Annotated in this window: 23 protein-coding genes; 12 read left to right on the top strand and 11 right to left on the bottom strand. The window is 71.1% G+C overall.

The genetic code is table 11. The annotated features are described in order from the left end of the window. Window positions 1–360 precede the first annotated feature (360 nt). From FOF48_RS10530 to FOF48_RS10510, 4 genes are all read left to right on the top strand, one after another. On the top strand, window positions 361–696 hold the full coding sequence (locus tag FOF48_RS10530; protein ID WP_186001854.1) for a hypothetical protein: 336 nt from the start codon (window positions 361–363) through the stop codon (window positions 694–696). Between the two features lie 138 nt (window positions 697–834). Then, on the top strand, window positions 835–3,531 hold the full coding sequence (locus tag FOF48_RS10520) for a PEP/pyruvate-binding domain-containing protein (protein WP_143900505.1): 2,697 nt from the start codon (window positions 835–837) through the stop codon (window positions 3,529–3,531). After that, on the top strand, window positions 3,528–3,680 hold the full coding sequence (locus FOF48_RS36420; protein ID WP_186001853.1) for a hypothetical protein: 153 nt from the start codon (window positions 3,528–3,530) through the stop codon (window positions 3,678–3,680). The genes FOF48_RS10520 and FOF48_RS36420 overlap by 4 nt, the downstream gene beginning before the upstream one ends. Before the next feature lie 400 nt (window positions 3,681–4,080). Then, window positions 4,081–5,712 carry an invertase recombinase-like protein gene (locus FOF48_RS10510; protein WP_304503207.1) on the top strand — a complete coding sequence of 544 codons (1,632 nt, stop codon included), beginning with the start codon at window positions 4,081–4,083 and terminating at the stop codon, window positions 5,710–5,712. Between the two features lie 105 nt (window positions 5,713–5,817). Here the strand turns inward: FOF48_RS10510 and FOF48_RS10505 are convergent, their stop codons facing one another. After that, window positions 5,818–7,152, bottom strand: a complete 1,335-nt coding sequence (locus FOF48_RS10505; protein ID WP_143900499.1) for a glycosyltransferase family 39 protein — start codon at window positions 7,150–7,152, stop codon at window positions 5,818–5,820. Window positions 7,153–7,316: 164 nt separating this feature from the next. On the opposite strand from FOF48_RS10505, the gene FOF48_RS10500 reads away from it, so the two are divergent. Continuing rightward, a complete protein-coding gene (locus FOF48_RS10500) occupies window positions 7,317–9,404 on the top strand; it encodes a thioredoxin domain-containing protein (RefSeq protein ID WP_143900497.1) in 2,088 nt (695 codons plus the stop codon). 22 nt (window positions 9,405–9,426) lie between these two features. Here the strand turns inward: FOF48_RS10500 and FOF48_RS10495 are convergent, their stop codons facing one another. The 3 genes from FOF48_RS10495 to FOF48_RS10485 form a co-directional block, all read right to left on the bottom strand. After that, a complete protein-coding gene (locus FOF48_RS10495; protein ID WP_370456561.1) occupies window positions 9,427–10,950 on the bottom strand; it encodes a transglutaminase family protein in 1,524 nt (507 codons plus the stop codon). A gap of 101 nt (window positions 10,951–11,051) precedes the next feature. After that, complete coding sequence (locus FOF48_RS10490; protein ID WP_370456562.1) at window positions 11,052–11,426, bottom strand: GNAT family N-acetyltransferase; 375 nt, start codon at window positions 11,424–11,426, stop codon at window positions 11,052–11,054. Next, the gene (locus FOF48_RS10485; protein WP_143900490.1) at window positions 11,419–12,519 is read right to left on the bottom strand and encodes an ATP-grasp domain-containing protein; all 1,101 of its coding nucleotides are present in this window, start codon (window positions 12,517–12,519) and stop codon (window positions 11,419–11,421) included. Before FOF48_RS10485 ends, FOF48_RS10490 begins: the two co-directional genes overlap by 8 nt. 166 nt (window positions 12,520–12,685) lie before the next feature. Between FOF48_RS10485 and FOF48_RS10480 the strand changes: the two genes are divergently transcribed. Both FOF48_RS10480 and FOF48_RS10475 read left to right on the top strand, forming a co-directional pair. Further along, complete coding sequence (locus FOF48_RS10480) at window positions 12,686–13,978, top strand: HD domain-containing protein (protein WP_143900488.1); 1,293 nt, start codon at window positions 12,686–12,688, stop codon at window positions 13,976–13,978. Between the two features lie 14 nt (window positions 13,979–13,992). Further along, window positions 13,993–15,513, top strand: coding sequence for an MBL fold metallo-hydrolase (locus FOF48_RS10475; RefSeq protein WP_143900486.1), 1,521 nt, complete (start codon window positions 13,993–13,995; stop codon window positions 15,511–15,513). A 20-nt stretch (window positions 15,514–15,533) separates the two neighbouring features. Here the strand turns inward: FOF48_RS10475 and FOF48_RS10470 are convergent, their stop codons facing one another. From FOF48_RS10470 to FOF48_RS10450, 5 genes are all read right to left on the bottom strand, one after another. Beyond that, window positions 15,534–16,274 (bottom strand): GlsB/YeaQ/YmgE family stress response membrane protein, encoded by a 741-nt coding sequence (locus tag FOF48_RS10470; RefSeq protein ID WP_143900484.1) that lies wholly within the window; start codon window positions 16,272–16,274, stop codon window positions 15,534–15,536. A gap of 11 nt (window positions 16,275–16,285) precedes the next feature. Beyond that, window positions 16,286–18,166 carry an FTR1 family protein gene (locus tag FOF48_RS10465; RefSeq protein WP_143900482.1) on the bottom strand — a complete coding sequence of 627 codons (1,881 nt, stop codon included), beginning with the start codon at window positions 18,164–18,166 and terminating at the stop codon, window positions 16,286–16,288. Between the two features lie 111 nt (window positions 18,167–18,277). After that, window positions 18,278–18,511, bottom strand: coding sequence for a hypothetical protein (locus tag FOF48_RS10460; protein WP_143900480.1), 234 nt, complete (start codon window positions 18,509–18,511; stop codon window positions 18,278–18,280). A 62-nt stretch (window positions 18,512–18,573) separates the two neighbouring features. After that, window positions 18,574–19,062, bottom strand: a complete 489-nt coding sequence (locus tag FOF48_RS10455) for a dihydrofolate reductase (RefSeq protein ID WP_143900478.1) — start codon at window positions 19,060–19,062, stop codon at window positions 18,574–18,576. Then, on the bottom strand, window positions 19,059–19,853 hold the full coding sequence (locus FOF48_RS10450) for a thymidylate synthase (protein ID WP_143900476.1): 795 nt from the start codon (window positions 19,851–19,853) through the stop codon (window positions 19,059–19,061). The genes FOF48_RS10455 and FOF48_RS10450 overlap by 4 nt, the downstream gene beginning before the upstream one ends. 99 nt (window positions 19,854–19,952) lie before the next feature. Here FOF48_RS10450 and FOF48_RS10445 point away from each other — a divergent pair, with 99 nt between their 5' ends. Genes FOF48_RS10445 through FOF48_RS10435 form a run of 3 tightly spaced genes read left to right on the top strand, consistent with a single transcriptional unit; the run spans window position 19,953 to window position 22,464 of the window. Then, complete coding sequence (locus FOF48_RS10445; RefSeq protein ID WP_143900474.1) at window positions 19,953–20,513, top strand: cob(I)yrinic acid a,c-diamide adenosyltransferase; 561 nt, start codon at window positions 19,953–19,955, stop codon at window positions 20,511–20,513. Window positions 20,514–20,515: 2 nt separating this feature from the next. Next, window positions 20,516–21,541 (top strand): tRNA epoxyqueuosine(34) reductase QueG, encoded by a 1,026-nt coding sequence (queG, locus tag FOF48_RS10440; RefSeq protein ID WP_143900472.1) that lies wholly within the window; start codon window positions 20,516–20,518, stop codon window positions 21,539–21,541. Then, window positions 21,514–22,464, top strand: coding sequence for a DMT family transporter (locus FOF48_RS10435; RefSeq protein WP_143900470.1), 951 nt, complete (start codon window positions 21,514–21,516; stop codon window positions 22,462–22,464). The genes queG and FOF48_RS10435 overlap by 28 nt, the downstream gene beginning before the upstream one ends. A gap of 319 nt (window positions 22,465–22,783) precedes the next feature. Here the strand turns inward: FOF48_RS10435 and FOF48_RS10430 are convergent, their stop codons facing one another. After that, a complete protein-coding gene (locus tag FOF48_RS10430) occupies window positions 22,784–23,629 on the bottom strand; it encodes a hypothetical protein (RefSeq protein ID WP_143900468.1) in 846 nt (281 codons plus the stop codon). 95 nt (window positions 23,630–23,724) lie between these two features. Between FOF48_RS10430 and FOF48_RS10425 the strand changes: the two genes are divergently transcribed. Further along, window positions 23,725–24,615 (top strand): MTAP family purine nucleoside phosphorylase, encoded by an 891-nt coding sequence (locus tag FOF48_RS10425; RefSeq protein ID WP_143900466.1) that lies wholly within the window; start codon window positions 23,725–23,727, stop codon window positions 24,613–24,615. Between the two features lie 108 nt (window positions 24,616–24,723). Further along, entirely contained in the window at window positions 24,724–25,773 is a 1,050-nt protein-coding gene (locus FOF48_RS10420; RefSeq protein ID WP_143900464.1) for a YihY/virulence factor BrkB family protein, read from the top strand. Window positions 25,774–25,798: 25 nt separating this feature from the next. Here FOF48_RS10420 and FOF48_RS10415 read toward each other — a convergent pair whose 3' ends face one another. After that, the gene (locus FOF48_RS10415) at window positions 25,799–26,620 is read right to left on the bottom strand and encodes a M48 family metallopeptidase (protein WP_143900462.1); all 822 of its coding nucleotides are present in this window, start codon (window positions 26,618–26,620) and stop codon (window positions 25,799–25,801) included. Window positions 26,621–26,674: the final 54 nt, after the last annotated feature.

Here is a 26,674-nt window from a genome sequence, read left to right as displayed (position 1 = left end):
ACGTGGACCTCGCCTTCCACATCGATGCCCCCTCCAGCTACGAGACCCGCTCGCTGTAGGACGGGCTCGCGGTCGCCGTCGACGAGGGGTGGATGGGGCGCGAGGACTCCGGCGCGACGCTCACGACGGGGCTCCTCTACCTGCGCGGTGGGGGGAGATGCTGGGAGGAGGGCGCAGTGAGCGCGTGACGCCCGAAGGGCCGTGACGTCTCACCCGCTTCAGGGTCGTGCTTCACGACGCCTGTCGCGGGAATCCTCTGGGTCCTGATCCCGCCGTGAGCGAGGTGGCTCTGCCCGGTTCTCGTATCGATACATGCGGGTTCCTAGACTGTCTTTTCCCCTCGGTTGGAGAAAGGCAGACATGGTTCTTGATTCCAGCCACCCGGAGCGTCGTTCACGGGTGGAGTCGCCGGAAGCCATCTCGTTCCTGCTCGTCCCCGAGCCGCTTCTCCCGGAGGTCCAGCACCCCTGTCGCGTCCCGGTGGAGAACGTGGAGGAGGCGGAGTTCCTGGCCGCCGCGCTCCAGGAGCACCGCGGCCTCTATCTGGGCGCATGGGCCTCCGAGTATCACGAGCTGGCGGCGTGGGCGGATGCCACGCCCCTGGGCGTGCGCGTGGGCAGCGCCTGTCGCGAGGGCCCGCTGGGGAACCTGTCGGAGCTGCCAGGCCGCGTGCCCGTGCGATGGCGGAGCGTCTGAAGTTGATGACCTGCTCGCAGTGCCTGGATGTCTCACGGCTCGCGGCGGTGACTGGCCCGGAGGGCGTTTTGTCGCGCGCTCCGATGGATGCCTTGCGAAGCGCCCTCACTGCCTTTCGTTCCTGAAGGAACCCCCGCCATGTCTTCTCCTCTTCCCCTGGTCTCCATGGCCGAGGCCGGCGACCCTCGGCACGTCGGTCAGAAATTCGCGGGCCAGCAGCACCTGGCGCAGCACGGCTTCCCGGTCCCCGACTTCTTCTGCCTCACCACCACGATGTTCCAGGAGGTGTCGCGGCCCATCCTCCCCGCCATCGAACAGCTCATCTCCGCGGTGGACAGCACCTCGCATCAGGACATCCGCCGCGTCGCGGATGAGATTGAACACCTCTTCCTCGAAGTCCCCCTCGCCGCCGAGCATGAAGCCGCCATCCTGGAGACGTTCGACCGGACCTTCTGCGTGGATGGAACGGTGGCGGTGCGGGCCTCCGTCGTGGGGCGCGGGCTGGAGGAGAGCGAGGACTCGGAGACGGATCCGTTCGCGGGCGTGAGCTCGACGTTCCTCTATGTGCGGCGTGACTTGCTGTTGGAGCGGATTCGCCGCTGCTGGGCGTCCGCCTATACGCCGGAGGCGCTCATCTACCGGCTGGCCCAGGGGCGTGACGTCCGTGGCCTCACCGTGGCGGTGGGCGTCCAGCGGATGGTTCCAGGACGCCGCTCGTTCGTGGCCTTCACGTGCGACCCGAAGACGACCGAGCGCAGGATGCTGGTCGTCGCGGGGCACGGCATCGGGGAGGGGGTCGTCCAGGAGAAGGTCGGCGTGGACCACTACTTCATCCATCCCCAGACGGGACGCATCGACCGGGAGCTGGGCCACAAGGCGGAGATGTTGTGTGAGAACCCCGCGCCCGGAGGCGGGCTCCTCCGCCAGCCCGTTCCGGAGCCCCTGCGGGACGCACCGTGTCTCTCCGAGGAGGAGTTGAAACGGCTGGCCACGCTGGCGCGCAACATCGAGCGCACCTTCGGCGTTCCCCAGGACATCGAAGGCACGTTCACCGCGGACGGGTGGCTGCACGTGCTGCAGTCGCGGCCCATCGCCTTCGACTTCCGGAAGATCCGCGTGTGGGGTTGCGCGAATGTCTCGGAGAGCTTCCCGGGCGTCACCACGCCGCTGACGTACTCACTGGCCAGTCACTTCTACGAGGTCATCTTCTACGACCTGCTGCGCCGCATGCGGGGCGCGGACTCGCGGGCGCTGCATGACCAGACGCCCGCCTTCCAGAACATGCTGGGGTTCATCGACGGGCGCGTCTACCACTCGCTGTCGAACCTGATGCACGTCAATGGCATCAATCCGTTCATCGCGCTCACGTCCATGCGGGACCTGGAGGACGTGCTCCAGTTGGACGCCTCCCTGGTCCTGCGTCTGCCCGGCCACCGTGAGAGCTTCCCCAGCACGGCGGGCTACGCGCTCGCCCTGGGCCGCTCGGTGGTGGGGGCGCTGGGTGTCACCGCGACGTTCCAGCGCGACTTCAACGCGTTCGAGGCGTGGTGGAAGCAGACGCTCGCGGGGCTGCGGTCCCTGAACCTGGCCCGGGAGGATCCGCTGGTCCTCATCCATCACTTCCGGCGCGTCTGGACGGAGGTGGGCAACTGGTGGGGCCTGACGCTCATCAATCACTGGTACATCAACACGCTCTTCGGGCTGGCGCGAAGGCTCCTGCACCAGTGGACCGGAGAAGACCCCAGCGCGCTGCTGGTGGGCCTGCTGTGCGGGGCCCGGCCGGATGCGAGCACCCACGCGCTCCTCTCCGCGGTGGCGCTCGCGGAGGCCGTCCGCGCGGACGCGGCGCTGGCGAAGCGCTTCGAGGCCGAGGACGCGGAGGCCGTGTGGCGGAGCATCGAGGCGGGGGAGGTGTCCCCGGGGTTCGCACGGGCGTTCCGCGAGCACCTGCGCGAGTACGGCGACCGGGGCGTGCAGGAGTTGAACGTGGAGCGCCCGAACCTGCGCGAGACGCCCTGGGAGCTGGTGCGCATCGTCCAGTCCTACGCGCGCACGTCCGTGACCCGCGAAGCGCTGCGGGCCTCCGACCTGGCACGGCGCCGGGAAGCCGAGGCACAGCTCGCCGCGCTCCTCCAGGGCCGGTCCTTGCGGAAGCTCGCCATCCAGCAGCTCCTGGAGCGGCTGCGCACGGTGATCGGGCTGCGTGAGGACAGCCGGTTCTGGCGCGGTCAGCTCTTTGGCTTCAGCAAGCAGGTGTTCGCGGCGCTCGGTCAGCGGATGGCGGAGCGAGGAACGCTCGGGGCGCCGTTGGACGTGCATTACCTCACGATGAAAGAGGTGATGGACCACTTCGAGGGCCGGAGCGTGACCCGGAACCTGGGCGAGCTCACGCGGCTGCGGCGGCGGGAGCAGCGAGAGAACCAGGAGCGCCAGCCACCGCGTGACTTCACCACCGTGGGCAGCGTGGCCGACGGCATCCCGAGGGCCGTGGAGGCGCTGGTGGAGGATGCCTCGCTGTTCAAGGGCATCGGTTCGAGCGCGGGCATCGTGGAAGGCATCGCGCGCGTCGTGCTGGATCCGGGCGCGGTGGGCACGCTGAACAAGGAGGACATCCTCATCGCGAAGGAGACGGACCCCGGCTGGCTGTTCCTGATGCCGGCCTCTGGAGGCATCGTCGTGGAGCGCGGCAGCATGCTGTCGCACACGGCCATCGCGGGCCGGAAGTTCGGCATCCCCACGGTGGTGGGCGTGGCGCACGCGACGACGCGCATCCCCGACGGCGCGCGGATCCGCGTGGACGGCTCCACGGGCACCGTGACCCTGGTGGCGGCATGAGCAGGCCCCTCCTTGCCCCGGATCCAGGCCACCTTGCGCTTCTCCGTGAGCGCTATCCGCCGCTGTTCTACCTGGCTGTCATCACGCTCTGGTGCGTGAGCCTGGACGGTGTGTTCCAGGCGCTCGACGGCGGCTGGGCTGGGAGGTGATGCGGAAGATGGCGTGGCCGGGGATCATCCAGCCGGGGGAGAAGCTGTGCTCGGACGAGGTGGGGTCCGTGGCCAGCAGCCTCATCGCCTTCGCGATGGTCGTCGGCGCGGAGCTGCTTCGCGTTCCTCTTCATCCGGGTTGTATGGGTTTGAGCCCTCACCCGGAGCGGAGGCGTTCCCTCATTCCCAATTTTGCCTCGGAAACCACCTGGTCGGCAGTTCACGGCTTCGTTGCAGGGAAACCTCGTATGAGGCGCTGGCTCAGGGTGCCCTCCTCCTGGAGAAGTGTGGTACGAGTGGCCAATTTCTGGAAAATTGGAGGCTCGCTGTGGCGTTGTTTCGAACGTGTCTGGCTTCGCTGCTGATCTTGGTGGTCGCCTGCGGTGATTCTGATCCCGAGGTGACTCCCGACGCCGGTCAGACCTCGCGGGACTCAGGCACCGAGACACGGGACTCCGGCACGGAGACCCCGGACTCCGGCACCGAGACGCCCGACTCCGGCACGGAGACCCCCGACTCCGGGACGGAGACGCCGGATTCAGGCACCGAGACCCCGGACTCCGGCACGGAGACGCCGGACTCTGGCTCCGAGACGCCCGATGCCGGGACCGAGACGCCGGACTCCGGCACCGAGACGCCCGACTCCGGCACCGAGACGCCGGACTCCGGCACCGAGACGCCCGATGCCGGCACCGGGGTCGTGGGGAACGTCATCGACAACTGGGGCTTCGAAGAGTGGCCCGGTGAGCTGCCGGCGAAGTGGCTCGGGAGCAAGTCGAACTTCACGTCGGACGTGGTGCGGAAGGAGACGACCAACGCCTTCGAGGGCGTGAACGCGGTCCGGCTGGTCAATCCCTCCGCCACGCACAAGCGCTTCACCACCCTGGCGAAGTCGATGCCTGCTGGCCGCTACTCCTGCACCTACCAGGTGCGGGGCACGGGTGAGGTGCGGAACGCCTTCTTCAGCGACGACTATTCCTCGTACTCGTCCTACACCACGGTCAGCAGCTCCGCGTGGAAGCAGTTGGCGTACAACTTCAACCTCGCCGCCGACGTCTTCGACACCTTCGAGCTCATCTTCAGCGTCCGGAACACCAGCGGCGACCATCTGCTCCTCGACGACGTGCGCTGCGTGCGGGCCGAGGAGCCGTGCGACCGCGTCAGCTGTGAGACCTGGCAGCGCTGCGTGAATGCGACCGCGACCTGCGAGCCGCTGTCTGGCCGTTGCGGCGACGCCTCGGCTTGCAGCGAGTGGCAGTCCTGCGATGAGACCCACACCTGCGTGACCTCCTCGGACCGTTGCACCCGTCACGCGGATTGCGCGGGCACTCCTGCGACGCCTGTGTGTGTCACGGCCACGCATCGTTGCGTCGCGGGCGACCCCTGCGCGGGCGTCACCTGCAGCAACCCGGCGACGAGCTGCAACCCCACGACCGGCACGTGCGAGCTGGCCGCGGGGGCCTGCTTCACCACCCTCGACTGCCGGGGGGCGCTGCCCGCCTGCGACCCGGCGACCCGGCGCTGCGTCTCCGCCGACCATCCCGCGAACATCATCCGCAATGGTGGCTTCGAGAGCTGGAGCACCTACTCCATCCCCTATTACGGCAACAACTACATCCCCGACTATTGGTACGGCCTGGACAACGGCCTCACGGACCCGGGCACGGAGATCAAGCCCTCGCGCCTCCAGCCCTACACGACCGCGACACACGGCGGCTCCAGGGCCCTCCAGTTCGTCGTCCCCATCCAGGTGGCGGAGCGCTTCTCGCTCGAGAAGTTCAACGTCCCGACCGGAAACTACTCGTGCTCGTACCGGGTGCGCGGCCACGGCACCATTCGCCACCGCAGCTATTCGAGCGGCGGCTGGAGCGTGCAGACAGACTTCCTCACCGTCGACAGCGACGAGTGGCAGCCGGTGTTCTTCCGCTTCGTGGGCAACGTGCGCGACTGGCGTCTGCTCTTCTACCCGAGCCGCAGCGTCGCGGACCGCGATCACCTCCAGATCGACGACGTGGTCTGCACGAAGGACTAGCGGGCCGCCGCGACGGGGACCCTTCCGAGGGTGATGGCTGGAGCCGAGGCGTCTTCCTCGCCTCGCTCCGGCCTCGCCCGGGCCTTGAAGGGGTGAACCGTCAGGTCAAGGGCTGGCGGGCTTGAGCCCCACCAGCCGCCACACCGTGAACGTGTGCAGCACGCGGCCCTGGAACTCCCCCGTGAGCTCCACGGGCCCCTGCACGGCGCTCGCGCGCTGGATCAGCTCCTCCGGCGGCTCCACGCCATTCTCCGAACACCAGAGCACGTCCTGCCCGGGCTTCAATGCCAGCTCAGGCCAGACGTCATACTGGCTCTTGCGCCGGGCCGGGCCCGCCGTGTCCGTCTCCACGCCGGCCGCGTGCGCCACCTGCGAGGCGAGCTGGTACGAGGGCGCGTAGACGGGCGTGCGCCCAGGCGGCATCCCCGCGAAGAGCTGCTCCGGCGCGGCCAGCTTCTCCAGCGGACTCCAGCCGTGTGTCCGCGACAGCACCACGTCGCGCTCGAAGGTGAGCACCGGGAACAGCAGGTGCGACGTCACCGCGAGCGTCACCGCCATCCCGCTCCACGCCGCCGCCCGCTGCCACCCAGGCCGCATCCCCGCCACGCCAATGCACGCGGCCACGTACGCCGCCGCCGGCCAGTTGGCCTCGCCCCGCGTGCGCGCCGCCGCGTAGCCGAAGAACAGCAGCGGAACCACCGCCGCCATGCGCAGCAGGAACTGCTCCCGGGGCCCGCGCACCGCGTACACCAGCGCCAGCGGGAACAGCACCGGTCCGCCCAGCGCGAGCTGCCCCGCCAGGAACTCGCCGAACGCCCCCCAGCCGCCGCGCCCACCCAGGCCGTGGTTCAGCTGGAACTTGAACCCCACCCAGTCATGGTTCGCGTTCCACAGCACCACCGGCAGGAAGCACAGCAGCCCCAGGCCCGCCGTGAGCCATGCCCCCGCGGGCAACCGCCGGGCCCGCAGCGCCGCGACCATGAACGCGAGCCCCAGCAGCACGGACGGGTACTTCGACAGCAGCGCCAGGCCACAGGTCAGCCCCGCCAGCACCCACCGCTCGCGGTAGAGCGCCCACAGCCCCAGCGACCAGAACAGGAGCATGGGCGCGTCGGGCGTGGCCCAGACGCCGGAGAGGATGCCCACCGGCACCGCGCTCCACAGCGCCACCGCGCGCCATGCCGCATCGCGTGAGCCATACACGTCCCGGGCCAGCCCCCACACCGCCACGCCCGTCCCCAGCCCGCACAGCAGCGCCGACCCCCGGATGCCCAGCGCGGCGATGAGCCACGCCACCATCGGCGGATGGTCGAAATATCCCCAGGCGAGATGCCGCGCCCATTGCCAGTAATAGGCTTCGTCGAAATAGACGTCCGTGCCCACCGCCAGCGCGAGCCGCACCGCGACGCCCACCGCCACCAGGGCGATGCAAGCCTTCATTCCCGGGCCGGGGCTGGAGTGGGCGGACGCACGCACGCCCCCCGGACAAAGCGCACCGGAGGGCCGTTGGCCAGCGGCGAGTGAGGCCATTTCGGCTTGCTCCCGTGCTCGCAGGCTCACAATGTGATGTCCCGCGAAGCCCCTCTTCGCACCGGGAGCCCTCCATGGCCGTACATCCCCCCTCCGGGGCCACCAACCGTCTTGCCCGGGAGCCCTCCCCGTACCTGCGCCAGCACGCCGCGAACCCCGTGGACTGGTACCCCTGGGGCGAGGAGGCCCTGGCCCGCGCCCGGGCGGAGCACAAGCCCATCCTGCTCTCCGTGGGCTACTCCGCGTGCCACTGGTGCCACGTCATGGCCCACGAGTCCTTCGAGGACCCCGAAATCGCGCGCCTGATGAACGAGGGCTTCATCAACATCAAGGTGGACCGCGAGGAGCGCCCCGACCTGGATCAAATCTACCAGGGCGTCGTGCAGCTCATGGGGCAGGGCGGAGGCTGGCCCCTCACGGTGTTCCTCACCCCGGACCTGCGCCCCTTCTACGGCGGCACCTACTTCCCGCCCTCGGACCGCTACGGCCGGCCCGGCTTCCCGCGCCTGCTCGCCGCGCTGCGCGACGCGTGGGAGCACAAGGCGGAGGAGATCGAGGACCAGGCGCAGCGCTTCCAAGAGGGCCTGGGCGAGCTGTCCACGCACGGCCTGGATGCCGCTCCCGCCCACCTCTCCGCGGAGGACATCGTGGCCATGGGCCACGCGATGGCGAAGCGGATGGACCCCGTGAATGGCGGCTTCGGCGGCGCCCCCAAGTTCCCCAATCCGATGAACGTGGCGCTGCTGCTGCGCGCCTGGCGCCGCGGCGGCGGCGAGCCCCTGAAGGCGGCGGTGTTCCGCACGCTGGAGCGCATGGCGTTGGGGGGAATCTACGACCAGCTGGGCGGGGGCTTCCACCGCTACTCCGTGGACGAGCGCTGGCTGGTGCCCCACTTCGAGAAGATGCTCTACGACAACGCCCAGCTGCTGCACCTGTACGCGGAGGCGGAGCAGGTGGAGTCGCGCCCCCTCTGGCGCAAGGTCGTGGAGGAGACCGTCGAGTACGTCCGCCGCGAGATGACCGACCCGGCGGGCGGCTTCTACGCCACGCAGGACGCGGACAGCGAGGGCGAGGAGGGGAAGTTCTTCGTCTGGCGCCCGGAGGAGATCCGCGCGGCGCTCTCCCCGTCCCAAGCGGAGACGGTGCTGCGCCACTTCGGCGTCAAGCCCGGGGGCAACTTCGAGCACGGCGCCACGGTGCTGGAGGTCGTCGTCCCGGTGGCGGAGCTCGCGAGCGCGCAGGGCCGCCCCGTGGAGGCGGTGGAAGAGGAGCTGGCGGAGGCCCGCCGCGTCCTCTACCTGTTGCGTGAGCAGCGCGTGAAGCCGGGCCGCGACGACAAGATATTGGCGGGCTGGAACGGGCTGATGATCCGCGGCCTCGCGCTGGCGTCTCGCGTGTTCAACCGCCCGGAGTGGGCGCGGCTGGCGGCGAACGCGGCGGACTTCGTGCTCGCGAACATGTGGGACGGCAAGCGGCTGTTGCGCTCGCACCAGGACGGCCAGGGCCGCATCGACGGCTTCCTGGAGGACTACGGTGACTTCGCCTCGGGGCTCACCGCGCTCTACCAGGCGACGTTCGACGCGAAGTACCTGGACGCGGCGGACGCGCTCGCGCACCGCGCGGTGGAGCTGTTCTGGGACGAGGAGAAGCACGCGTACCTGTCCGCGCCCCGGGGACAGAAGGACCTGGTGGTGGCGGCCTTCTCCCTCTTCGACAACGCCTTCCCGTCCGGCGCCTCCACGCTGACGGAGGCCCAGGTGGCGCTCGCGGCGCTCACCGGGGACGTGTGCCACCTGGAGCACCCGGAGCACTACGTCGCGAAGCTGCACGACTCCCTCGTGCGCAACCCGCTGGGCTACGGCCACCTGGGGCTCGCGGCGGACTCGCTGCTGGACGGCGCGTCGGGCGTCACCTTCGCGGGCACGCGGGAGGCCGTCGCGCCCCTGCTGGCCGCCGCCAACCGCACCTACGCGCCGGTGTTCTCCTTCGGCTGGAACGACCCGGGCACGCCTCCGCCCGCGCGCCTGCATGAACTCTTCGAGGGACGCGACCCGGTGGAAGGGCAGGGCGCGGCGTACCTCTGCCGCGGCTTCGTCTGCGAGCGGCCCGTCACCGACGCGGCCACGCTCGCGGAGCGGCTGCTGGCGGCCCCGGGCCACTGACGCGGCCCGGGACGCGCGGCGGCTACTTCACGTCGGTGACCTGGAGCGAGCCGATGAGGGGCGTGATCTCGGCGTTGCCTTCGTAGCCCACGGAGAAGTGCGTGGCGTCCGCGACGGGCTGGTTGAAGGTGGGGTCCAGCTGGGTCCACTCCCCCACGTAGGCCTCCACCCACTCGTGCCAGTACAGCGCGGGCACGCCGTCGGCGTTCACCATGTAGATGACGCCGTCCACGCGGCGGGCGGGGATGCCGGACGCGCGCAGCATCGCCACCGTCAGCAGCGAGTGCTCCGTGCAGTCGCCCTTCTTCTGGCGCAGCACGTCCGTGGCCCGGTCCGCGCTGACGCCGTAGTCCTTCTGCAGGTTGCTGTAGACCCACGCGGACAGCATCCGCGCCGCCGTGTACGCGTCCTTCTCCTCGCGGATGATGCTCTTGGCCTGCGCCCGGATGGCCGGCGCGTCCGACTCCACCGCGAGCGTGGACTTGAGGTTCTCCCCGCCGTCCGGGTCCGCCACCGGCCGGGGCTTGCGGCCGTTGGGCGCGGGCGGCGCCGCCGTGAGCGTCACCTCCACGCGGCCGTCCGGCAGCGGCGTGTACTTCTGCCGGTAGGTGTTCTGCTGGAACTTCGCCGGCAGGTTCTTCATCACCAGCTTCACCTGGCCCGGCACCTCGCGCGCCTTCGCGGGCAGCGGCTTGGGCAGCACCACGCGCGTGAGGCCGAACACCTCCACCAGGTCCAGCCGCTTCGCCACGGCCTCCGACTCGGCGCGCGCCTGCATCGTCTGGCCGAAGTCCACGCGCACCATCTTGCCGTCCGTCGTGAGCAGGGCCGTCACCGGCACCTTCTCCTTGTCCGACAGCGTGCTCACCCGCGACAGCTTCGCCTTCACGCCCGCCAGCACCTGCTCCTCCGGCGCCTCCACGGTGGTGACGGTGCGGTAGCCCTCCAGGTCCGTGCCGTCCAGCGTCACGCCCTCCACCGGCTTGCCCCGCAGCAGCGCCACGCGCGCCTGGTCCGCGTCCTCCACCGTCTCCTTGGGCGCGGGCAGGGGCTTGAGCACTTCATCCGGCTGGCCGGGGCGCTTGCGCACGACGCGCAGCCCGTCCGCCGTCACCGTGCCCACCAGGTCCTGGTCCCCGCCGTCCCCGCGCTGCGTGACGGTGAAGGACAGCAGCTTGCCGCCCGGCTTCGCTTCATAGATGCGCACCTCGCGGTGCACGCGCTCCGACACGCGCGTGCCCACCTGCGCCTTGAAGATGAGCTCGTTGATGCTCTGCGCCTTGTTGCCCGGCAGCGCCGTCAGGTCGCTGAAGAACCAGCCCACCTTCTTGTCCATCAGGTACAGGCCGAAGTACTCGCCGCCCTTGGGGCGCGGCACCTTCAGCACGTCGGAGACCTCCTGCGCCTGGGCGGTCTTCGCCTGGGCCTTGGCCGCCGCGGCCTTCGCCTGGGACTTCAGCGCGGCGGGCGCCTGGGCCCAGGCGGGGGAGGGGGCTCCCAGCAAGAGGGGCAGCAGGCTCAACAGCCCCAGACGGGTGCGTCGCATCGGTCGGTTCGTGGGAAGCATCTGCCCCTCCTGACGGGGACCCGGGCGGCGTCTTCACGCCCAGGGTTGGGCGGCTCCCGCCAGGGGAACCGCGCGAAGGACTACAGGCGCTTGGTCAGGATGATGAGGTCGTCGCCCTGCTTGTAGAAGTCCCGCAGGCGCGCCTCTTCTCCGTACTTCATGGACGCGTAGAAGCCGCGCGTGGGGCCGTAGGCCTCCGTGGCGCTCGTCTCCACGCGGATGAGCCGGGCCTTGCGGCGGCGCAGGTCGCCCTCCATGGAGGACACCAGCTGCGCGCCCACGCCCTGCCCACGCACCTCCGGCGCGGAGGCGATCCAGTACAGGTCGTACGTGTGCTCCGTCATCGGCGTGGGGCCGTAGCAGACGTAGCCCACCAGCCCGCCGCCGTCCTGCCCGCGGTCCGCCACGAGGATGGAATAGTCCCGGTTGCCCGCGGTGAGCGCGGTGTCAACCAGCTCGATGGCGCAGTCCTGCTCCTCCTGCGAGAAGGTTTCGATTCGCCGGATCAGCGCGGCGAGCGGTTCCCGGTCCTTTCTTTCGAGTGTGCGGATTTCCATGGGCTCTTTCGAGAGCGACCTCCACGAGTCGCGAGGCCAGGGTCGCGTAGTCCATGCCGGCGGCCTGCGCCGCCTTCGCGAACCCCGCGCCCGGATGAAGGTCGCAGTTGGGGTTGATGTCGATGACGTACGGCACACCCTCGGGCGACACCCGAAGGTCCACGCGTCCATAGTCCTGGCAGTCCAGCGCTGCAAATGCTTCCAGCGCTGTCTGGATGCAACGGGCTTCCTGCACTGCGTCGAGCCGGCACGGTCCGGTGGGCGAGTCCCGGTACTCCGGGGAGGCCGCTTCCCACTTGGCCCGGTACGACACGATGTTCGGACGGTTGTCGAACGCGCGGCCGAAGTGGATCTCCGTGAGGGGCAGCGCCTGCCGGGGGCTGTTGCCCAGGAGCGGCACGTACACCTCCCGGCCCGGGATGAACTGCTCCACCAGCGCGGGCTGATGGAAGGTGCGCAGCACGGACTCGCACGCCCGCACGAGCGCCGAGCGCTCCGTCACCACGGAGTCGAAGTCCATGCCCACGCTGGCGTCCTCGCGCGCGGGCTTCACGATGAGGGGCCAGGGCAGGTCCACCGCGAGTGCGTCCTCGCGGCGGCGCACCACGAAGGAGGCGGGCGTGGAGACACCGTTGGCGCGCAGCACTTCCTTCGCCTTGGGCTTGTGCAGCGCCAGCCCCAGCGACAGGGCGGACGAGCCGGTGTACGGCAGGCCCAGCGCGTCCAGCAGGCAGGGGACGGCCATCTCCCCGCGGCTGTCGGCGGCCAGCGACTCGCAGAGGTTCACCACCAGGTCGGGCTGGAGGAAGCGCAGCGCCTCCACGAAGTCCAGCCGGTCTCCCTCGATGGCGAGCGGCTCGGCGTTCACGCCGTCGCGGCTCAGCGCCTGGGCCAGGTTCTCGGCCACCCGGACCACGTCCTCGCGAGCTTCGCGCCCGGGGTCGTCCTCCAACAGCTCGTGGTCACGATTGTGCAGCAGGATGATGTGCATTCGGAGTGAGTGGAGGGTTAGCACGTCCCCAGGGACCTTCCCAGCCTGTGGCGTGGTGGCTGGTTGGCCCCTCACAAGGCTACCGCCCGTCGGGGTATGCGCTACGGTGGGCGGCCCGTGGGAGCAGGTCCGGGCCCCCTTGGAACCGAGGCCCGGCAAGGACGACATGCGGATTCGCGACCCCATTCACGGCGTCATCCCGGTGAGCGACCCGGAGAAGGCCGTCATCGACAGCCGCTTCTATCAGCGGCTGCGCTACGTGCGGCAGTTGGGCTTCGGGGACCTGGCCTTCCCGGGCGCCACCCACACCCGCCACGCCCACAGCCTGGGCGCCATGTTCGTGGCCTCGCGCGTCTTTGGCGCCGTGGCCAGCCGGTCCGACCTGCCGGACGATGTGCGTGAACATTTCTGCACGGCCGTTCGCCTGGCCGTCCTCTGCCACGACCTGGGGCACATGCCGCTGTCGCACGCGTCCGAGCGCATCGCGCCCCGGCGCTCGCTGCTGCGGCTGCCCGGCTGGCTGGACGCCGTGGCGGAAGGGGAGCAGGCGACGCACGAGGACTTCACCGCGAAGCTGATACTCGACAGTTCGCTGACGGAGGTCATCCAGCGCGAGTTCGGCCCGCGCGGCATCAGCCCCATGGCGGTGGTGGCGCTCATCTCCGGCGCGAAGCCGCCGAAGGACCCGGGCTTCACGCACCAGGGCGTGGACTGGACGCCGCTCCTGCGCGCCATCGTGTCGGGGGAGCTGGACGCGGACCGGATGGACTACCTGCTGCGCGACTCGTTCTACACGGGCGTGAACTACGGCCGGTATGACATGGATTGGATCGTCTCCAACCTGAACCCGGCGGTGAAGGACGGCAGGGCGGTGCTGGCCCTGTCGCGCGCGGCGGCGTTCGCGTTCGAGGACTTCCTGCTCAGCCGCTACCACATGTTCGTGTCGGTGTACCTGCACCACACGTCGGTGAACTTCGACCACATGCTCCGGCGGTACTACGAGGAGACGCCCGGCGAGTTCGAGATCCCCTCCGACCCGGAGGCCTTCCTGCTCTGCGACGACGCGGCGCTCTGGTACACGCTGCGCCGCTCGAAGAACCGGTGGGCGGAGCGCATCAGCCGCCGGCAGGGCTTCAAGCTGCTGGCGCAGTTCACGGAGCGGGACACGGGCTACGACCTGGAGGTGCTCAACAGCGCGCTCACCAGCGGCGGCTTCGAGCACTACACGGTGCAGTCCAAGGGGACGCTCAGCAAGTACGTGGGCTCCGCCGGAGGCAACCCGGGGCTGTTCATCCTGGACGTGTCCACGGGCCGGCTGACGGAGGTGGCGCGCTATACGCCGCTCTACCAGCGCTACAGTGGCGCGGTGCGCCTGACGCGGCTCTACGTCCGGCCGGACCAGGCGGAGCGGGCGCGAGAGATGATGGGCCGGCTGCTCGGCCAGACGACGCAATCCTGAAGGACGGTGCAACCATGAGCGAGCCCCTTCCCGGCCTGGGCCTCTTCGGGCCCCACACCCCCGTGGAGCCCCGCTCCTCCGCGGTGGTCATCCTCTACCGCCGCGCGCACCAGGGCGTGGAGGTGTTCTGGGTGAAGCGCGAGCGGGCGCTGGCCTTCGCGGGCGGCTTCTACGCCTTCCCCGGCGGGAAGCTGGACGCGGACGACGCGGCCGTCCCCGTGCAGGGCGCCCAGGGCGACGAGGCCGCGCTGCGCTCGGCGGCGGCGCGCGAGCTGTTCGAGGAGGTGGGCGTGCTGGTGGCGGAGGGCGCGCGCGCCGTGTCCCCGGAGGTGCTGGAGGCGGGCCGGGCGGCGCTGCTCGCGGGCACGGCGAAGTGGAGCGAGTGGCTGGCCCACCACGCGCTGTCGCTGCGCGCGGAGGACCTGCGGCCCGCGGGGCGGTGGGTGACGCCGCCCTCCGTGCCGGTGCGCTTCGACACGCGCTTCTACCTGGTGGAGCTGCCGGAGGGGGCTGGGGCGAGCATCCTCCCCGGGGAGCTGTCGGAGGGGGCGTGGATCCGCCCGGAGGACGCGCTGTCGCGCTGGAGCGACGGCTCGGCGCTGTTGCATCCCCCCGCGCAGCACGCGTTGCAGGTGCTGGTGGAGTTCACGGACGAGGCGGACGCGCGCGCGCGGCTGAGCACGCCGCCGTACTGTCCGGGCTACGTGGCCCAGCGCATCGAGTTCCAGCGCGGCGTGCGCGTGGTGGCGCTGGAGACGCCCACGCTGCCGCCCGCCACGCACACCAACGCGTACGTGCTGGGCACGGGCGACCTGCTCATCGTCGACCCGGGCTCCTCGGACGTGAAGCAGTACGCGAAGCTCCTGTCGCTGGTGGCGGGCCTGAAGGCGGAGGGGCTGCGGCCGGTGGCGGTGGTGCTCACGCACCATCACGGCGACCACGTGGGCGGGGCGTTCGCGGTGAAGGAGCGGCTGGGCATCCCGCTCTGGTGCCATGCGCGCACGGCGGACCGGCTGGACTTCCCGGTGGAGCGGCTGCTGGAGGACGGCGAGGTGCTGCTGCTGGACGGGCCGGTGCAGCAGCGCTGGCACGTGTTGCACACGCCGGGGCATGCGCGCGGGCACGTGTGCCTGGTGGACTCGCGCAGCAAGGCGGCCATCGTGGGCGACATGGTGGCGAGCGTGGGCTCCATCGTCATCGACCCGCCCGAGGGCAACATGGTGGACTACCTCACGCAGCTCAAGCGCCTGCGCGACTGGCCCGTCACCACGCTCTACCCCGCGCATGGCGCGCCGGTGCCGGACGGCCCCGGAAAGCTGAACGAATACCTGCGCCACCGCGCCCAGCGCGAGGCCCTGGTCCTGGAGGCGGTGCCCACGACGGGCGCCACGCTGGCGGAGGTGGTGGCGACGGCCTACGCGGACACGCCGCCGCTGCTGCACCCCGTGGCGGAGCGGAGCGCCCTGGCCTCACTGGAGAAGCTGGTGTCGGAGGGGCGCGTGCGCGAGGACTCTTTCACCTGGTTCCGCGTGTAGGGGGCGCCAGGGCGGGCGTCCTAGAAGCTGCCCATCAACGCCAGGCGCGGGCCCTGCGCGCTGTAGGTGGCCACGGGCAGCAGGCGCACGCTGGTCGTCGGCGCGGGCGCCTCCGCCTCCTGCTTCAGGGCGTTTCCGTGGGACAGCTCGAAGCCCGCGCTGGCCCCCACCACCGGGAGGATGAAGAGCGCGGCGTTGACGGGCGCGGGCACGTCGGAGGAGCCGCTGTTCACCAGCGTGAGGGTCAGCAGCATCGCGCCCCAGCCCACCATGCTCCCGGCCACCGTGGCGCCCAGCCGGCCGCTCCCGCCCATGAACCGCCCGCCGGCGTACGTGCCCACCGGGATGCCGATGAGGGCCCCCGCGGCGGCCCCCGCGGCGGCCATCACCAGGCACTCGTCACACCCCACCGTCCCGGAGCCCAGCAGGTACCCGAAGGACCCCAGCACCGTGGCGCCCACCACGCCTCCCGCCGCGCCGCCCAGCACCTCCATCCCCACGCGCGGCACCGGGTCCTTGGCGGGCGCGGCCTTCGCGCCGGGCAGGGCTCCGGCGGTGACGGAGGGGCGGGCGCCCGCGGAGGTCCCTTCACTCCCGGGCGGAGGGGGCACGTCCTCGTCCGGCGCGCCCACCAGGGGCGGCGGCGTGAGGCTGCCGGCCGGGGCCGTGGCCGGTCCTGGCTCCGCGGGGGCCTCCTGGGCGGAGGCGAGACCCGACACGAGCAGCAGGGCGAGGAGTGGGAACAGACGTGTGTGCTTCACCACGTCCCACGCTACCGCAAGGGCGGCGGCTGCGTCGCCCCACCCCCGGACGCCGGCGTCTCCACGCGCGGACGGCGGCGCAGGGCGCGGTAGAGCAGCGGCGCCGCGGCCAGCAACGCCTGCGGCACCAACGACAGCGCGTCCGGGTACAGGCCCAGCATGTCCACGTAGATGAAGCGCACGGGCATGAGCGGCAGCGCGCCCACCTCCTGCAGCGAGTGCAGGCCCTTGCCCAGCAGCATCACCGCCGTCACCACCAGCACCCCGGTGGAGATGTTGAACAGCGTCTTCATGGGCAGGCGGTAGCCCATGCGGTTGATGAAGAGCACCAGCACCGCCAGCGTCACGATGCCCGCCACCACGCCCCAGGCCACGCCCGCGGCCGAGTCCACCGCGAGCCCCTGGAGGAAGATGGCCGTCTCGAAGCTCTCGCGCAGCACCGACGTGAACGCGATGGCGAACAGGCCGAACATGCTGCCCCGGCCCAGCGCGCCCTGCATGCGCTGGCGCAGCTCCCCCATGAAGTGGCTCACGTTGGCGCGCGCGTTGAGCCACAGCGCGGCGTAGAGCAGCATGGCCACGGCGACGAGCGCGGTGAGGCCCTCCATCCACTCCCGCTGCGCGCCCGCCAGCAGCTTCCGGCCCACGATGTACGCCAGCGCGCCGACGACGATGGCGGACATCCAGCCCGCGTGCACCACGCGCACCTGGTCCATGGCCTTCATCTTCTTGAGCGCCGCCAGCAGCGCCGTGACGATGATGGTCGCCTCGAAGCCCTCGCGCAGCAGGATGAGCAGCGTCAGCCACATCACGGACAGCAGGTCGGTCGTGCTGCCGGTGGACTTGCGCGCCTGATCCAACAGCGACAACAGCTCGCGCCCCTCGTCCTGCAACTGGGGGCTCTTGTGCTCGGCGGCGAGCCGCGCCTGGAGGAAGGCCTTCTCCAGCTTCTGGGTCAGGTCCGGGTCGCGCCCGCGCAGCTTGGGCTCCACCGGCTCCAGGCCGTTGAGGTACGCATCCAGCAGCGCCGTCTTCGCGGCCGCGTAGTCGCCATCCGCGCCCAGGCGCAGCGCGTGTCCCACCGCCGCCCGCGCGCTCAGGAGCACCTTCTCCTCGTCCGCGTCCGGCATGTGCCGGCGCAGGCACGCGACCTTGTCCGCGCCGTACGCCTTCGCGAGCTCCGCGTCCGTGGAGGTGGCCAGCCGCTCCAGCGACGCGTTGGGCGGCTCGCCCGGGCACGGCGGCTGGCGCAGCGTGAAGACGAAGAAGGCCAGCGACCAGCGGTCATCCTCGGAGAGCGTGGGGTAGGCCGGCATCGCGGTGCCCGGCACGCCGAAGCTGGTGGTGTTGAACGCCTTGTAGGGCGTCAGGCCGTCCGCCATCAGCTCCGGGTCCTGGAAGTTCGCCGGCCTGGGCTCCATGTTGGCCGCGATGGACACCTCCGCCTTGCCGTCCGCGCCATGGCAGGCGGCGCAGTTCGCCTGGAACAGCTTCGCGCCATGCTCCAGGTCCGGCGCGAGGCGCGGGCTGCGCGCCAGGCCTCCCGCCAGCACCAGGTTCTCCACCAGCTCCCCGCAGTCGCGGCTCACGCCTTCGGGATCCGCGGCCTGGTCCACGCGCGCCTGGATGGCCTCCACCCGCGGCACGAACGTGGCCGCCGACGGGCCCAGGTCCTTCGCCGCCTCCAGCGCCTCCGCCGCGAAGCTCTTCTGCTCCGTCAGCTCGAACTCGGAGCGCGACGCCACCGCCGCCGGGTAGTCCGCCTGGAGGTACTGGAGGATGCCCACCAACCGGTGCCAGGTGCGCCCTTCGTCGGATGTGGGCGTTTCAGCCCGGACGGAGGAGGACAGCGAGAGCAGCAGGCACAACGTGATGGAGGCGGCGCGATTCACGTCCGCCTTCTACCAACCACCCCTGGGGCGTTCAATTCTGAGAATCAAATTCAGAATGGGATGCCCCCTTCACCGGACGAAGGGGGCCTGAAAGCTCAACACTTCCGGCGGCTAGGCAGGGCCGCCGCTGCAGTACTGGGGGAAGGTCTTGCAGGGATAACAGGGGCCGCCCGGGCCGTAGTAGCAGACCTCGCCGGCGCCGCACACGCCGCTCTCCGGGCACTGCCGCAGCTGCTGCTCCTGGGCCTTGGGCTCCGCGCCCGTGCCATCCTCGACGGCGCCACCACAGGCCGTGAGACCCAGCACCGCGAACAGCCCCAGACCGCGAATCAGACGACGACGCATGCGCGCTCCTTGGTGAAAGGAGCAGGCAAGTTACGGGTTTCCATCATCACCCGGAATAAGGGCTAGCCCTGACGCTCGTAGGTGAGGAAGGTGAAGGGCAGGTCGCCCTCCGGGTGGGCTTCCTCCTCCACCAGCCTCCACGGGGACAGGTCCATGGGGGGGAAGAAGGCGTCGCCCGGGACGTCGCGCGCGATGCGGGTGAGGTAGAGCCGCTGCCACAGGCCCTGGGTCTGGGCGTAGAGGTCCGCGCCGCCGGCGATGAAGACCTCGCGGTCGTCCTTCGCCCGGGCCAGCGCCTCGTCCACGGAGTGGACCACCTGGACGCCGGGCGGGGCGGCCCAGTCGCGCTGGCGGGTGAGGACCACGGTGGCGCGGCCGGGCAGGGGCCGCCCGATGGAGTCGTAGGTCTTGCGGCCCATGAGCAGGGTGTGGCCCATCGTCAGGCGCTTGAAGCGCGCCAGGTCCTGCGGCAGGCGCCAGGGCAGGGCGTTGCCCTGGCCGATGGTGCCGTTCGCCGCCAGGGCCGCGATGGCGCAGACGCGGGGGCTCATACGGCCACGGGCGCCTTGATGGCGGGGTGCGGGTCGTAGCCCTCCAGCGTGAAGTCCTCGTAGCGGAAGGCGAACAGGTCCTTCACGTCCGGGTTCAGGCGCATGCGCGGCAGGGGGCGGGGGGCGCGCTGGAGCTGCTCGCGCGCCTGCTCCACGTGGTTCAGGTACAGGTGCGCGTCGCCCAGCGTGTGGATGAACTCGTGCGCGACGAGGCCGGTGGCCTGCGCCACCATCATCGTGAGCAGCGCGTACGACGCGATGTTGAAGGGCAGCCCCAGGAAGATGTCCGCGCTGCGCTGGTACAGCTGACAGGAGAGGCGCCCGTCGGCCACGTAGAACTGGAACATCACGTGGCAGGGCGGCAGCTTCATGTCCGGCAGGTCCGCCACGTTCCACGCGCTCACCAGGTGGCGGCGCGAGTCCGGGTTCTTCTTGAGCCCCTCCACCAGCTGCCGCATCTGGTCCACGTGGCCGCCGTCCGGCGTGTTCCAGGAGCGCCACTGGTGGCCGTAGACCGGGCCCAGGGAGCCGTCCTCGCGGGCCCACTCGTCCCAGATGCTGACGCCCACCTCCTGGAGCGAGCGCACGTTCGAGTCCCCCCGGAGCATCCACAGGAGCTCATGGAGGATGGACTTCACGTGGAGCTTCTTCGTCGTCACCAGCGGGAAGCCCTGGGCGAGGTCGAAGCGGAGCTGGTGGCCGAAGAGGCTCAACGTGCCGGTGCCGGTCCGGTCGCCCTTGCGCGTCCCATGTTCCAGGACGTGCTCCATCAGACTCAGGTATGGCTGCATGCCCTTTTGTGTAGTTTCGCGCCCCAGCCCGGGCAAGCTTCCGACAATCGATTGTTCCGTGCCGGGCGTCGCACCCGTCGCATCGCGAGAGAGGCTGACATGAAGATCTATACGAAGACCGGCGATGCGGGAGAGACGGGCCTCTTTGGCGGCGGTCGCGTGGCCAAGGACGACCTGCTGGTGGACGCGTACGGCGAGGTGGACGAGCTCAACGCCACGCTGGGGCTGGCCCGGACCTTCCCGCTGCCCGCGGACCTGGAGCACTTCCTCCAGCGCATCCAGGACCAGCTCTTCACGGTGGGTGCGGTGCTGGCCACGCCGCCGCACACCAAGGCCGCGGCCCACATCCCGGAGCTGCGGCCGGAGTGGGTGGAGGAGATGGAGCGTCACATCGACCGGTACGAGGAGGAGCTGCCGAAGATGACGCACTTCATCCTCCCGGGCGGCGCGCCCGCGGCGGCGGCCCTGCACCTGTCGCGCACGGTGTGCCGCCGCGCCGAGCGCCGGGTGGTGACGCTCCTGCGTGAAGACAAGGCGCCGCCCTCGGTGGCCATGTACCTGAACCGCCTGTCGGACCTGCTCTTCGTCGTCGCACGGTTGGTGAACTTCCGCGCCGGCCTGCCGGACGTGAAGTGGATCCCCGAGAAGCCCTCGAAGTAGCCGTGTTCTCCACCCAGCTCCCCACCGCCCGGCTCCGGGAACTCGCCCAGCAGGTGGGCTTCGACCTCATCGGCTTCGCGCGCGCGGAGCCCATCCCCCCGTCGTCGCTGCTGTCGTGGCTGGAGGCCGGCTACGACGCGGACATGGACTGGATGGGGTCGCGCGCGGAGGAGCGGCTCGACGTGTCGGTGCTCCTGCCGGGCGCGCGCACGGTGCTGTCGTTCGCGAACAACTACTGGCGGGACGACGCGCCGTCGCAGGGCTCGCCCATCGCCCGGTACGCGCGGGGCCGCGACTACCACTCCACGCTGCGCGACCGGATGAAGGCGTTCCGCAAGACGCTCAATGCCTGGTACCCGGGGCTGGGCTCCTATGGCGGCGTGGACAGCGGGCCCATGATGGAGAAGGTCTGGGCCGCGCGCGGGGGCCTGGGCTACGTGGGCAAGAACGGGTGCCTCATCACGCCGACGCACGGCTCCTGGGTGCTGCTGGCCACGCTCATCCTGGACGCGGAGGTGGACGCGTACGCGGAGGGGCCGGTGGCGGACCGCTGTGGCTCCTGCCGGCGCTGCCTCATGGCCTGTCCCACGGGCGCGCTGGTGGGCCACCGGCAGGTGGATGCGCGCGCGTGCCTGTCGTACCAGACCATCGAGAACCGCGAGCGCGAGGTGCCGGAGGCGTTCCGGTGGAAGTTCGACAACCTCATCTTCGGCTGCGACATCTGCCAGCAGGTGTGCCCGCTCAACCGCAAGCCGGTGTTCGCGGAGGACGCGCGCTTCACGCCCCGCGCCGTGGCGTCGCTGGGCACGCTGGAGCTGGCGGCGCTGACCCCCGAGCAGTACCAGGAGCTGATTCCCGGCACGGCGCTGGCCCGCGCGCGGTACGATGGCTTGAGGCGCAACGCGGTGTATGCACTGGGGGTCGCACGGCAGGCGCACGCCCGGCCGTTGCTCGAAAAACTCAGCGACGACGGCAGCGAACTGGTACGCAGCGCCGCACGATGGGCGCTTCTCCAGATGGAGTCGTGACACCGGCCAGCGTGACGCCGCCGCTCGGGCGGGTGTACGCGGCGCTGGGGGCGCAGGTGCTGATCAGCTCGGGCACGTACCTGGCCGCCAAGCGGGCGATGACGGAGCTGTCGCCGTTCACGGTGGTGCTGTGGCGCTTCCTGGTGTGTGGCGCCGCGTTCGTGGCGCTGCTCGCGCTGATTCCGGGGCCCCGGGTGCCGCCGCGCGGCGCCTGGAAGCGCGTGGCGCTGCTGGGGTTGATGGGCGGGCCGGTGAACCAGACGCTGTTCTTCTCCGGCCTCTCGCGCTCCACGGCGTCGCACGCGGCGCTCTTCTACGCGCTCACGCCGCTGGGCGTGTACGTGGCCAGCCTGGTGCTGGGGCGGGAGCGGGCGTCGTCGAGGACGACGGCGGGCATCCTCACCGCGCTCATGGGCGTGGTGGTGCTGCTGTTGGGGCGGGGGCTCGCGAGCGCGCGCGGCACGCTCGAAGGCGACCTGCTCATCCTGGCGGCGGTGGTGGCGTGGGTCGTCTACACGACGGAGGGGCGGCCCCTGGCGACCGAGCACGGGCCGCTGCGGGCGACGGCGTGGACGATGACGGTGGCCACGCTGCTCCAGCTGCCGCTCATCCCGTTCGTGCTCGAGCCCGGGCAGGTGTGGGCGGCGAGCGCGGCGGCGAAGGGCTCCATCGTGTACCTGGGCCTGATGACGTCGGTGGTGGCGTACCTGCTCTGGTCCTACGCGCTGTCGAAGGTGCCCGCGTCGCGCGTGGCCATCTTCTCCAACCTCCAGCCGGCGGTGACGGCGCTGGTGGCGTGGCTCTTCCTGGACGAAGCGCTGCACTGGGAGCTCGCGCTGGGCGGCGCGTTGGTGCTGGTGGGCGTGCGGCTGACGCAGACCGCGCCGATGAAGCCCTCGCCGGTGGTGGTGCCCGCGCGCTGAGGCGTTGACCCGCGAAGGGACGGGGCCGCACGCTCGCGCCCATCCCGCGCTCCGGAGAGGACCTGCTGAAGGTCGAGGCCCGCCCGTGGCTGCTCACCGCGCCGACGGGGATGGGGGGCTCCATCGAGAGTGCAACGACGGACAGGAGCGCGGCGACGTCTGCGTGTCGCCCTGCTCGCTCTGGCGGCGCATCCTGGATGAGGAGCGTGAGCGCGCGGACCGAGCGCGCACCCGCGCGGGCGTGTCCCGGCGCATGAGTGGACGGCGCCTCCAGGCGGCGCCATCCGGGCGCGAGCGTCACGCCTCGCGCGGCCTGTCGTCAGTCGCCGTTCGGGTCCCAGTCGGAGATGTCCTTCTTGGGCTCCGGCGGTGGGGTGGGGCGGGGCGGCGGGGCGGGGCGGGCCGGTTCCTTCTTCGCCACTGGCGGGGGCGGCGGAGGCAGGTCTTCATCCTCCGTGGCGCTGGGGCGGCTCGGCTGCGCGGGCTCGGCCACCACGGGCTTGGGCGCTGGCTTCGGCGCGGGCGGCTCCGCTCGCGGCGGGGGGGGGGCTCGCGGCGGCGGCTCGGCGAAGGCTTCGATGTCGGGGGACTCGGAGCGCTCGGGCTCGGGCGCCACGGCGGGTGATGGCGGGGGCGGCGTGCGCGCGGGGGCGGGCTCCGTCGCGCGGGCCGGCACCGCCGCCGTCTGACGGGGGTTGCCCTTCGCGGACTTGCGCTCCGTCTCCGCGTCCGACGCGCGGTAGCCCTTGCGCTCCAGCTGCTCGGGGGGCGGGTCGTCGTAGGCGTCGCGCACGGGGCGCCCGCGCACCGGCTTGTTCTCTTCGTCGCCGAACGGGTCGTCCTCGCGGCGGCGGTCCTTCTCCTCGATTTCGCGCAGCTTGGCCGCTTCCGTCTTGCCGGGGCGGCGCTCGGCGGCGGCCTCTGGCGCGTCCGGGGCCCGGTTGTTCACCGCGTTGAACTGCCGGGCGCACTGGGTGCGCTTGTTCGAGCAGTCATCGAAACAGCGGGTCAGCTTGCGGATGACGCTGCCGTTGCCGCCGTACTCGATGGTGCAGTCCTCCTTGCACGCGGCGGCGTCCTCCTCGCAGCCCGGCGGGACGGGGCCGGCCAGGGCAGGGGTGCCGAAGAGGAAGGCGAGGGCGACGAGGCGCGGAAGAAGACGCATGGCAAATGTGAAAGCTACCAGTCTTCCGCGCTTCCTGGGCGAGCCCCCCGCGATATCGTCAGGCCCGCGCCCGGCGACCGGGCGAGGGGAGACGCATGCCGGCGGTCAAGGTGGGCATCATCGGGGGCCACGCCCTCTACCAGGCACTGGGACTCCAGGGCCGGGGCGAACACCTCTCCGTGGAGACGCCCTTCGGGCCCCACAGCACCCCGCTGGTCGCCACGGAGCTGGAGGGCGTCCCCGCCGTCTTCGTCTTCCGCCACGGCCAGGGCCACGTCCACAACGCCACCCGCGCCCCCTACCGGGCCAACCTCTTCGCCTTGAAGACGCTGGGCGTCACCCACGTCGTCGCCACCGGCACGGTGGGCAGCCTGCGCGAACCCCTCCAGCCGCTCCACCTGGCCCTGCCGGATCAGGTCATCGACCGGACCTACCGCCGCCCCTGCACGTTCTACGACGACGTCGCCGTGCACGTGGAGCTGGCCCAGCCCTTCTGCGCGACCCTGCTCCAGACCCTCAACGACGCCGCCCAGCGAAGCGACACCGTGGTGCACCCCACCGGCACCTACGTGTGCATCGAAGGCCCCTCCCTCAGCACCCAGGCGGAGAGCCAGCTGTACCGCACGTGGGGCGGGGACATGGTGGGCCTCACCGCCATGCCGGAGGCGCGGCTCGCGCGCGAAGCGGAGCTGCACTACGCCCTCGTCGCGCTGCCCACCGACCACGACTCGTGGCGCCCGCGGCCCGTGGGCCAGGAGCCCGAGGCGCTCCTGTCGCAGTTCACCCAGCGGCTGGACGCCGTCACCGCCCACGGCGCCGCGCTCCTGCGCCGCGCGCTGCCCCGCATCGCCGCCACCCCCGCCGCCTGCCGCTGTGACAGCGCGCTCGCGATGGCCATCTTCACCGACCGCACCCGCATCCCCGCGGAGGTGAGGAGCCGCCTGCGCCCCCTGCTGGGCCGCTACCTGCCCTCCGGGCTCGTCTAGCGCTGAACACCCGGCCCCTTCGGGGCCGAGCGCCCGCCCGGCCGCCTGCTGCCGAACGCCCGGTCCGTTCCCACATTGCCTCCCCAACAGACCCGGAGGGGGCGTCACATGGGGCTGCCACGGCTCAAGTACCTGACGTGGAGGGAGTTCGCGCGGCGCTTCTGGAAGGAGATTGAAGAGGACACCGTCACCGACGTGGCGGCGCAGCTGTCGTACTACTTCATCTTCTCCCTGTTCCCCTTCCTGTTCTTCCTCGTCACGCTGGTGGCGTACCTGCCGTTCGCGCCCGGCGCGGTGGACGCGATGCTCGACCGCCTCCGCCCGCTGATCCCCGGCGACGCGCTGGGGCTGGTGAGCCAGCACCTCACGTCGCTCGTCGCGGAGACGCGCCCCAAGCTGCTCACCCTGGGTCTGCTCGTGGCGCTGTGGTCCGCCTCGCGCGGCGTGGACGCCCTGCGCAAGGCGCTCAACCTGGCCTACGACGTGTCGGAGTCCCGGCCCTTCTGGAAGACGCAGGGGCTGGCGCTGCTGGTGACGCTGGCGGGCAGCCTGGTGATTCCCCTGTCCTTCGCCGTCCTGCTGCTGGGGGGACGCTTGGGGGCGTGGGTCGCGGACAAGCTGGCGCTCATCGACGAGTTCCACCTCGTCTGGTCCTGGCTGCGCTGGCCCTTCACCGCGGCGCTGGTGATGCTGATGCTGTCGCTCTGCTACTACCTGCTGCCGGACGTGAGGCAGCGCTTCAAGTACATCACCCCGGGCTCCGTGGCGGGCACGCTGGCGTGGATGGGCAGCACCTGGGGCTTCACCCAGTACGTGGACCACTTCGGCAAGTACGACGTCACCTACGGCTCCATCGGAGGCGTGGTGGTGCTGCTCCTGTGGCTCTACCTCTCCGGGCTCATCTTCATCCTCGGAGGGGAGCTCAACGCCATCCTCGAGCACGCCTCCGCGCAGGGGAAGGCCAAGGGCGCGCGAGACTTCGGCCAGCCCGCGCCCCTGGAGGCGCCCCTCAAGACGCCCGGCGCGGCCAAGAGCGCCAGCAGCGCCCGGAAGACGCGGCGGGCCCTCTTCTGGCGCGGGCGCCGCGTGGCGGAGGGCCAGGACCCGGAGCCCCCCGGCCCGCGCACGGACGGGAGCGAGCCCCCGCCCGCGCACTGAGGGCGGGGCCCGGAGCGTCGGCGGTCTACTTGGGCAGCTTCGCCTGGATGGCCGGCAGCCCGCCCGGGGCGTTCCGGTTCCCCTTGAGGCCTTCCTGCGCGATGAGCTTCTGCAGGTGCGCGATGCGGTCCTTGTTCGTGGGGTGCGTGGAGAGCCACTTGAGCGCGGCGGGCTGGGCGCCCTGCTGCTTCTCCAGCTTCTCGAAGAAGGTGATGAGCCCGCGCGGGTCGAAGCCCGCGGCGGCGGCGTACCTCGCGCCGTACTCGTCCGCCTCCGTCTCCTCGCTGCGCCCGTGCGCCAGCTGCAGTCCGCCGCCGGCCAGCTGCGCGGCGATCTGCGCCGCGGTGCCGGGGTTCTGGCCCAGCGCCACCTGGGTGATGGCCTGCAGGCCGTAGGCGTTGATCATCGCGCGCGCGGAGTGCCGGCCCACCACGTGGCCCGCCTCGTGCGCCATGACGCCCGCCAGCTCCGCCTCGGTGTCCGCCGCCAGCAGCAGGCCCGTGTAGACGTAGAGGAAGCCGCCCGGCGTGGCGAAGGCGTTGACCGTCTTCGGGTCGTTGATGACGTTGACCTTCCACTTCACCCCGGAGCGGTCCTTGTTCGCCTGCGCGAGGATGGGCGCGGAGATGCCCCGGACGTACTCCAGCACCTGCGGGTCCTCCACGTACTTGATGTTCTCCTTCGTCTCCAGCTCCTGCTTCACCTGGAGGCCGAGCTGGTTCTCCTGCTCGTCGGAGATGAAGACCTGCGCGAGCGCCTTCTCCGCGCCCACGCGCTGCTTCGCGCAGCCCGTGGTGAGGCTGGAGGCCAGGGTGAGGGTCAGCAGTGCGGTGACCATCCGTTGCATGGGCGAGTCGTCCCTTCTCTGAGGTGGAGGCGTGTCCGGCCCGTCGTAGCCGCG

Source organism: Corallococcus sp. Z5C101001 (genome assembly GCF_007352635.1).
Classification (GTDB): Bacteria; Myxococcota; Myxococcia; order Myxococcales; family Myxococcaceae; genus Corallococcus; species Corallococcus silvisoli.
The sequence above is the reverse complement of the archived record's forward strand: the minus strand, read 5'-3'. Positions and strand labels throughout refer to the sequence as shown.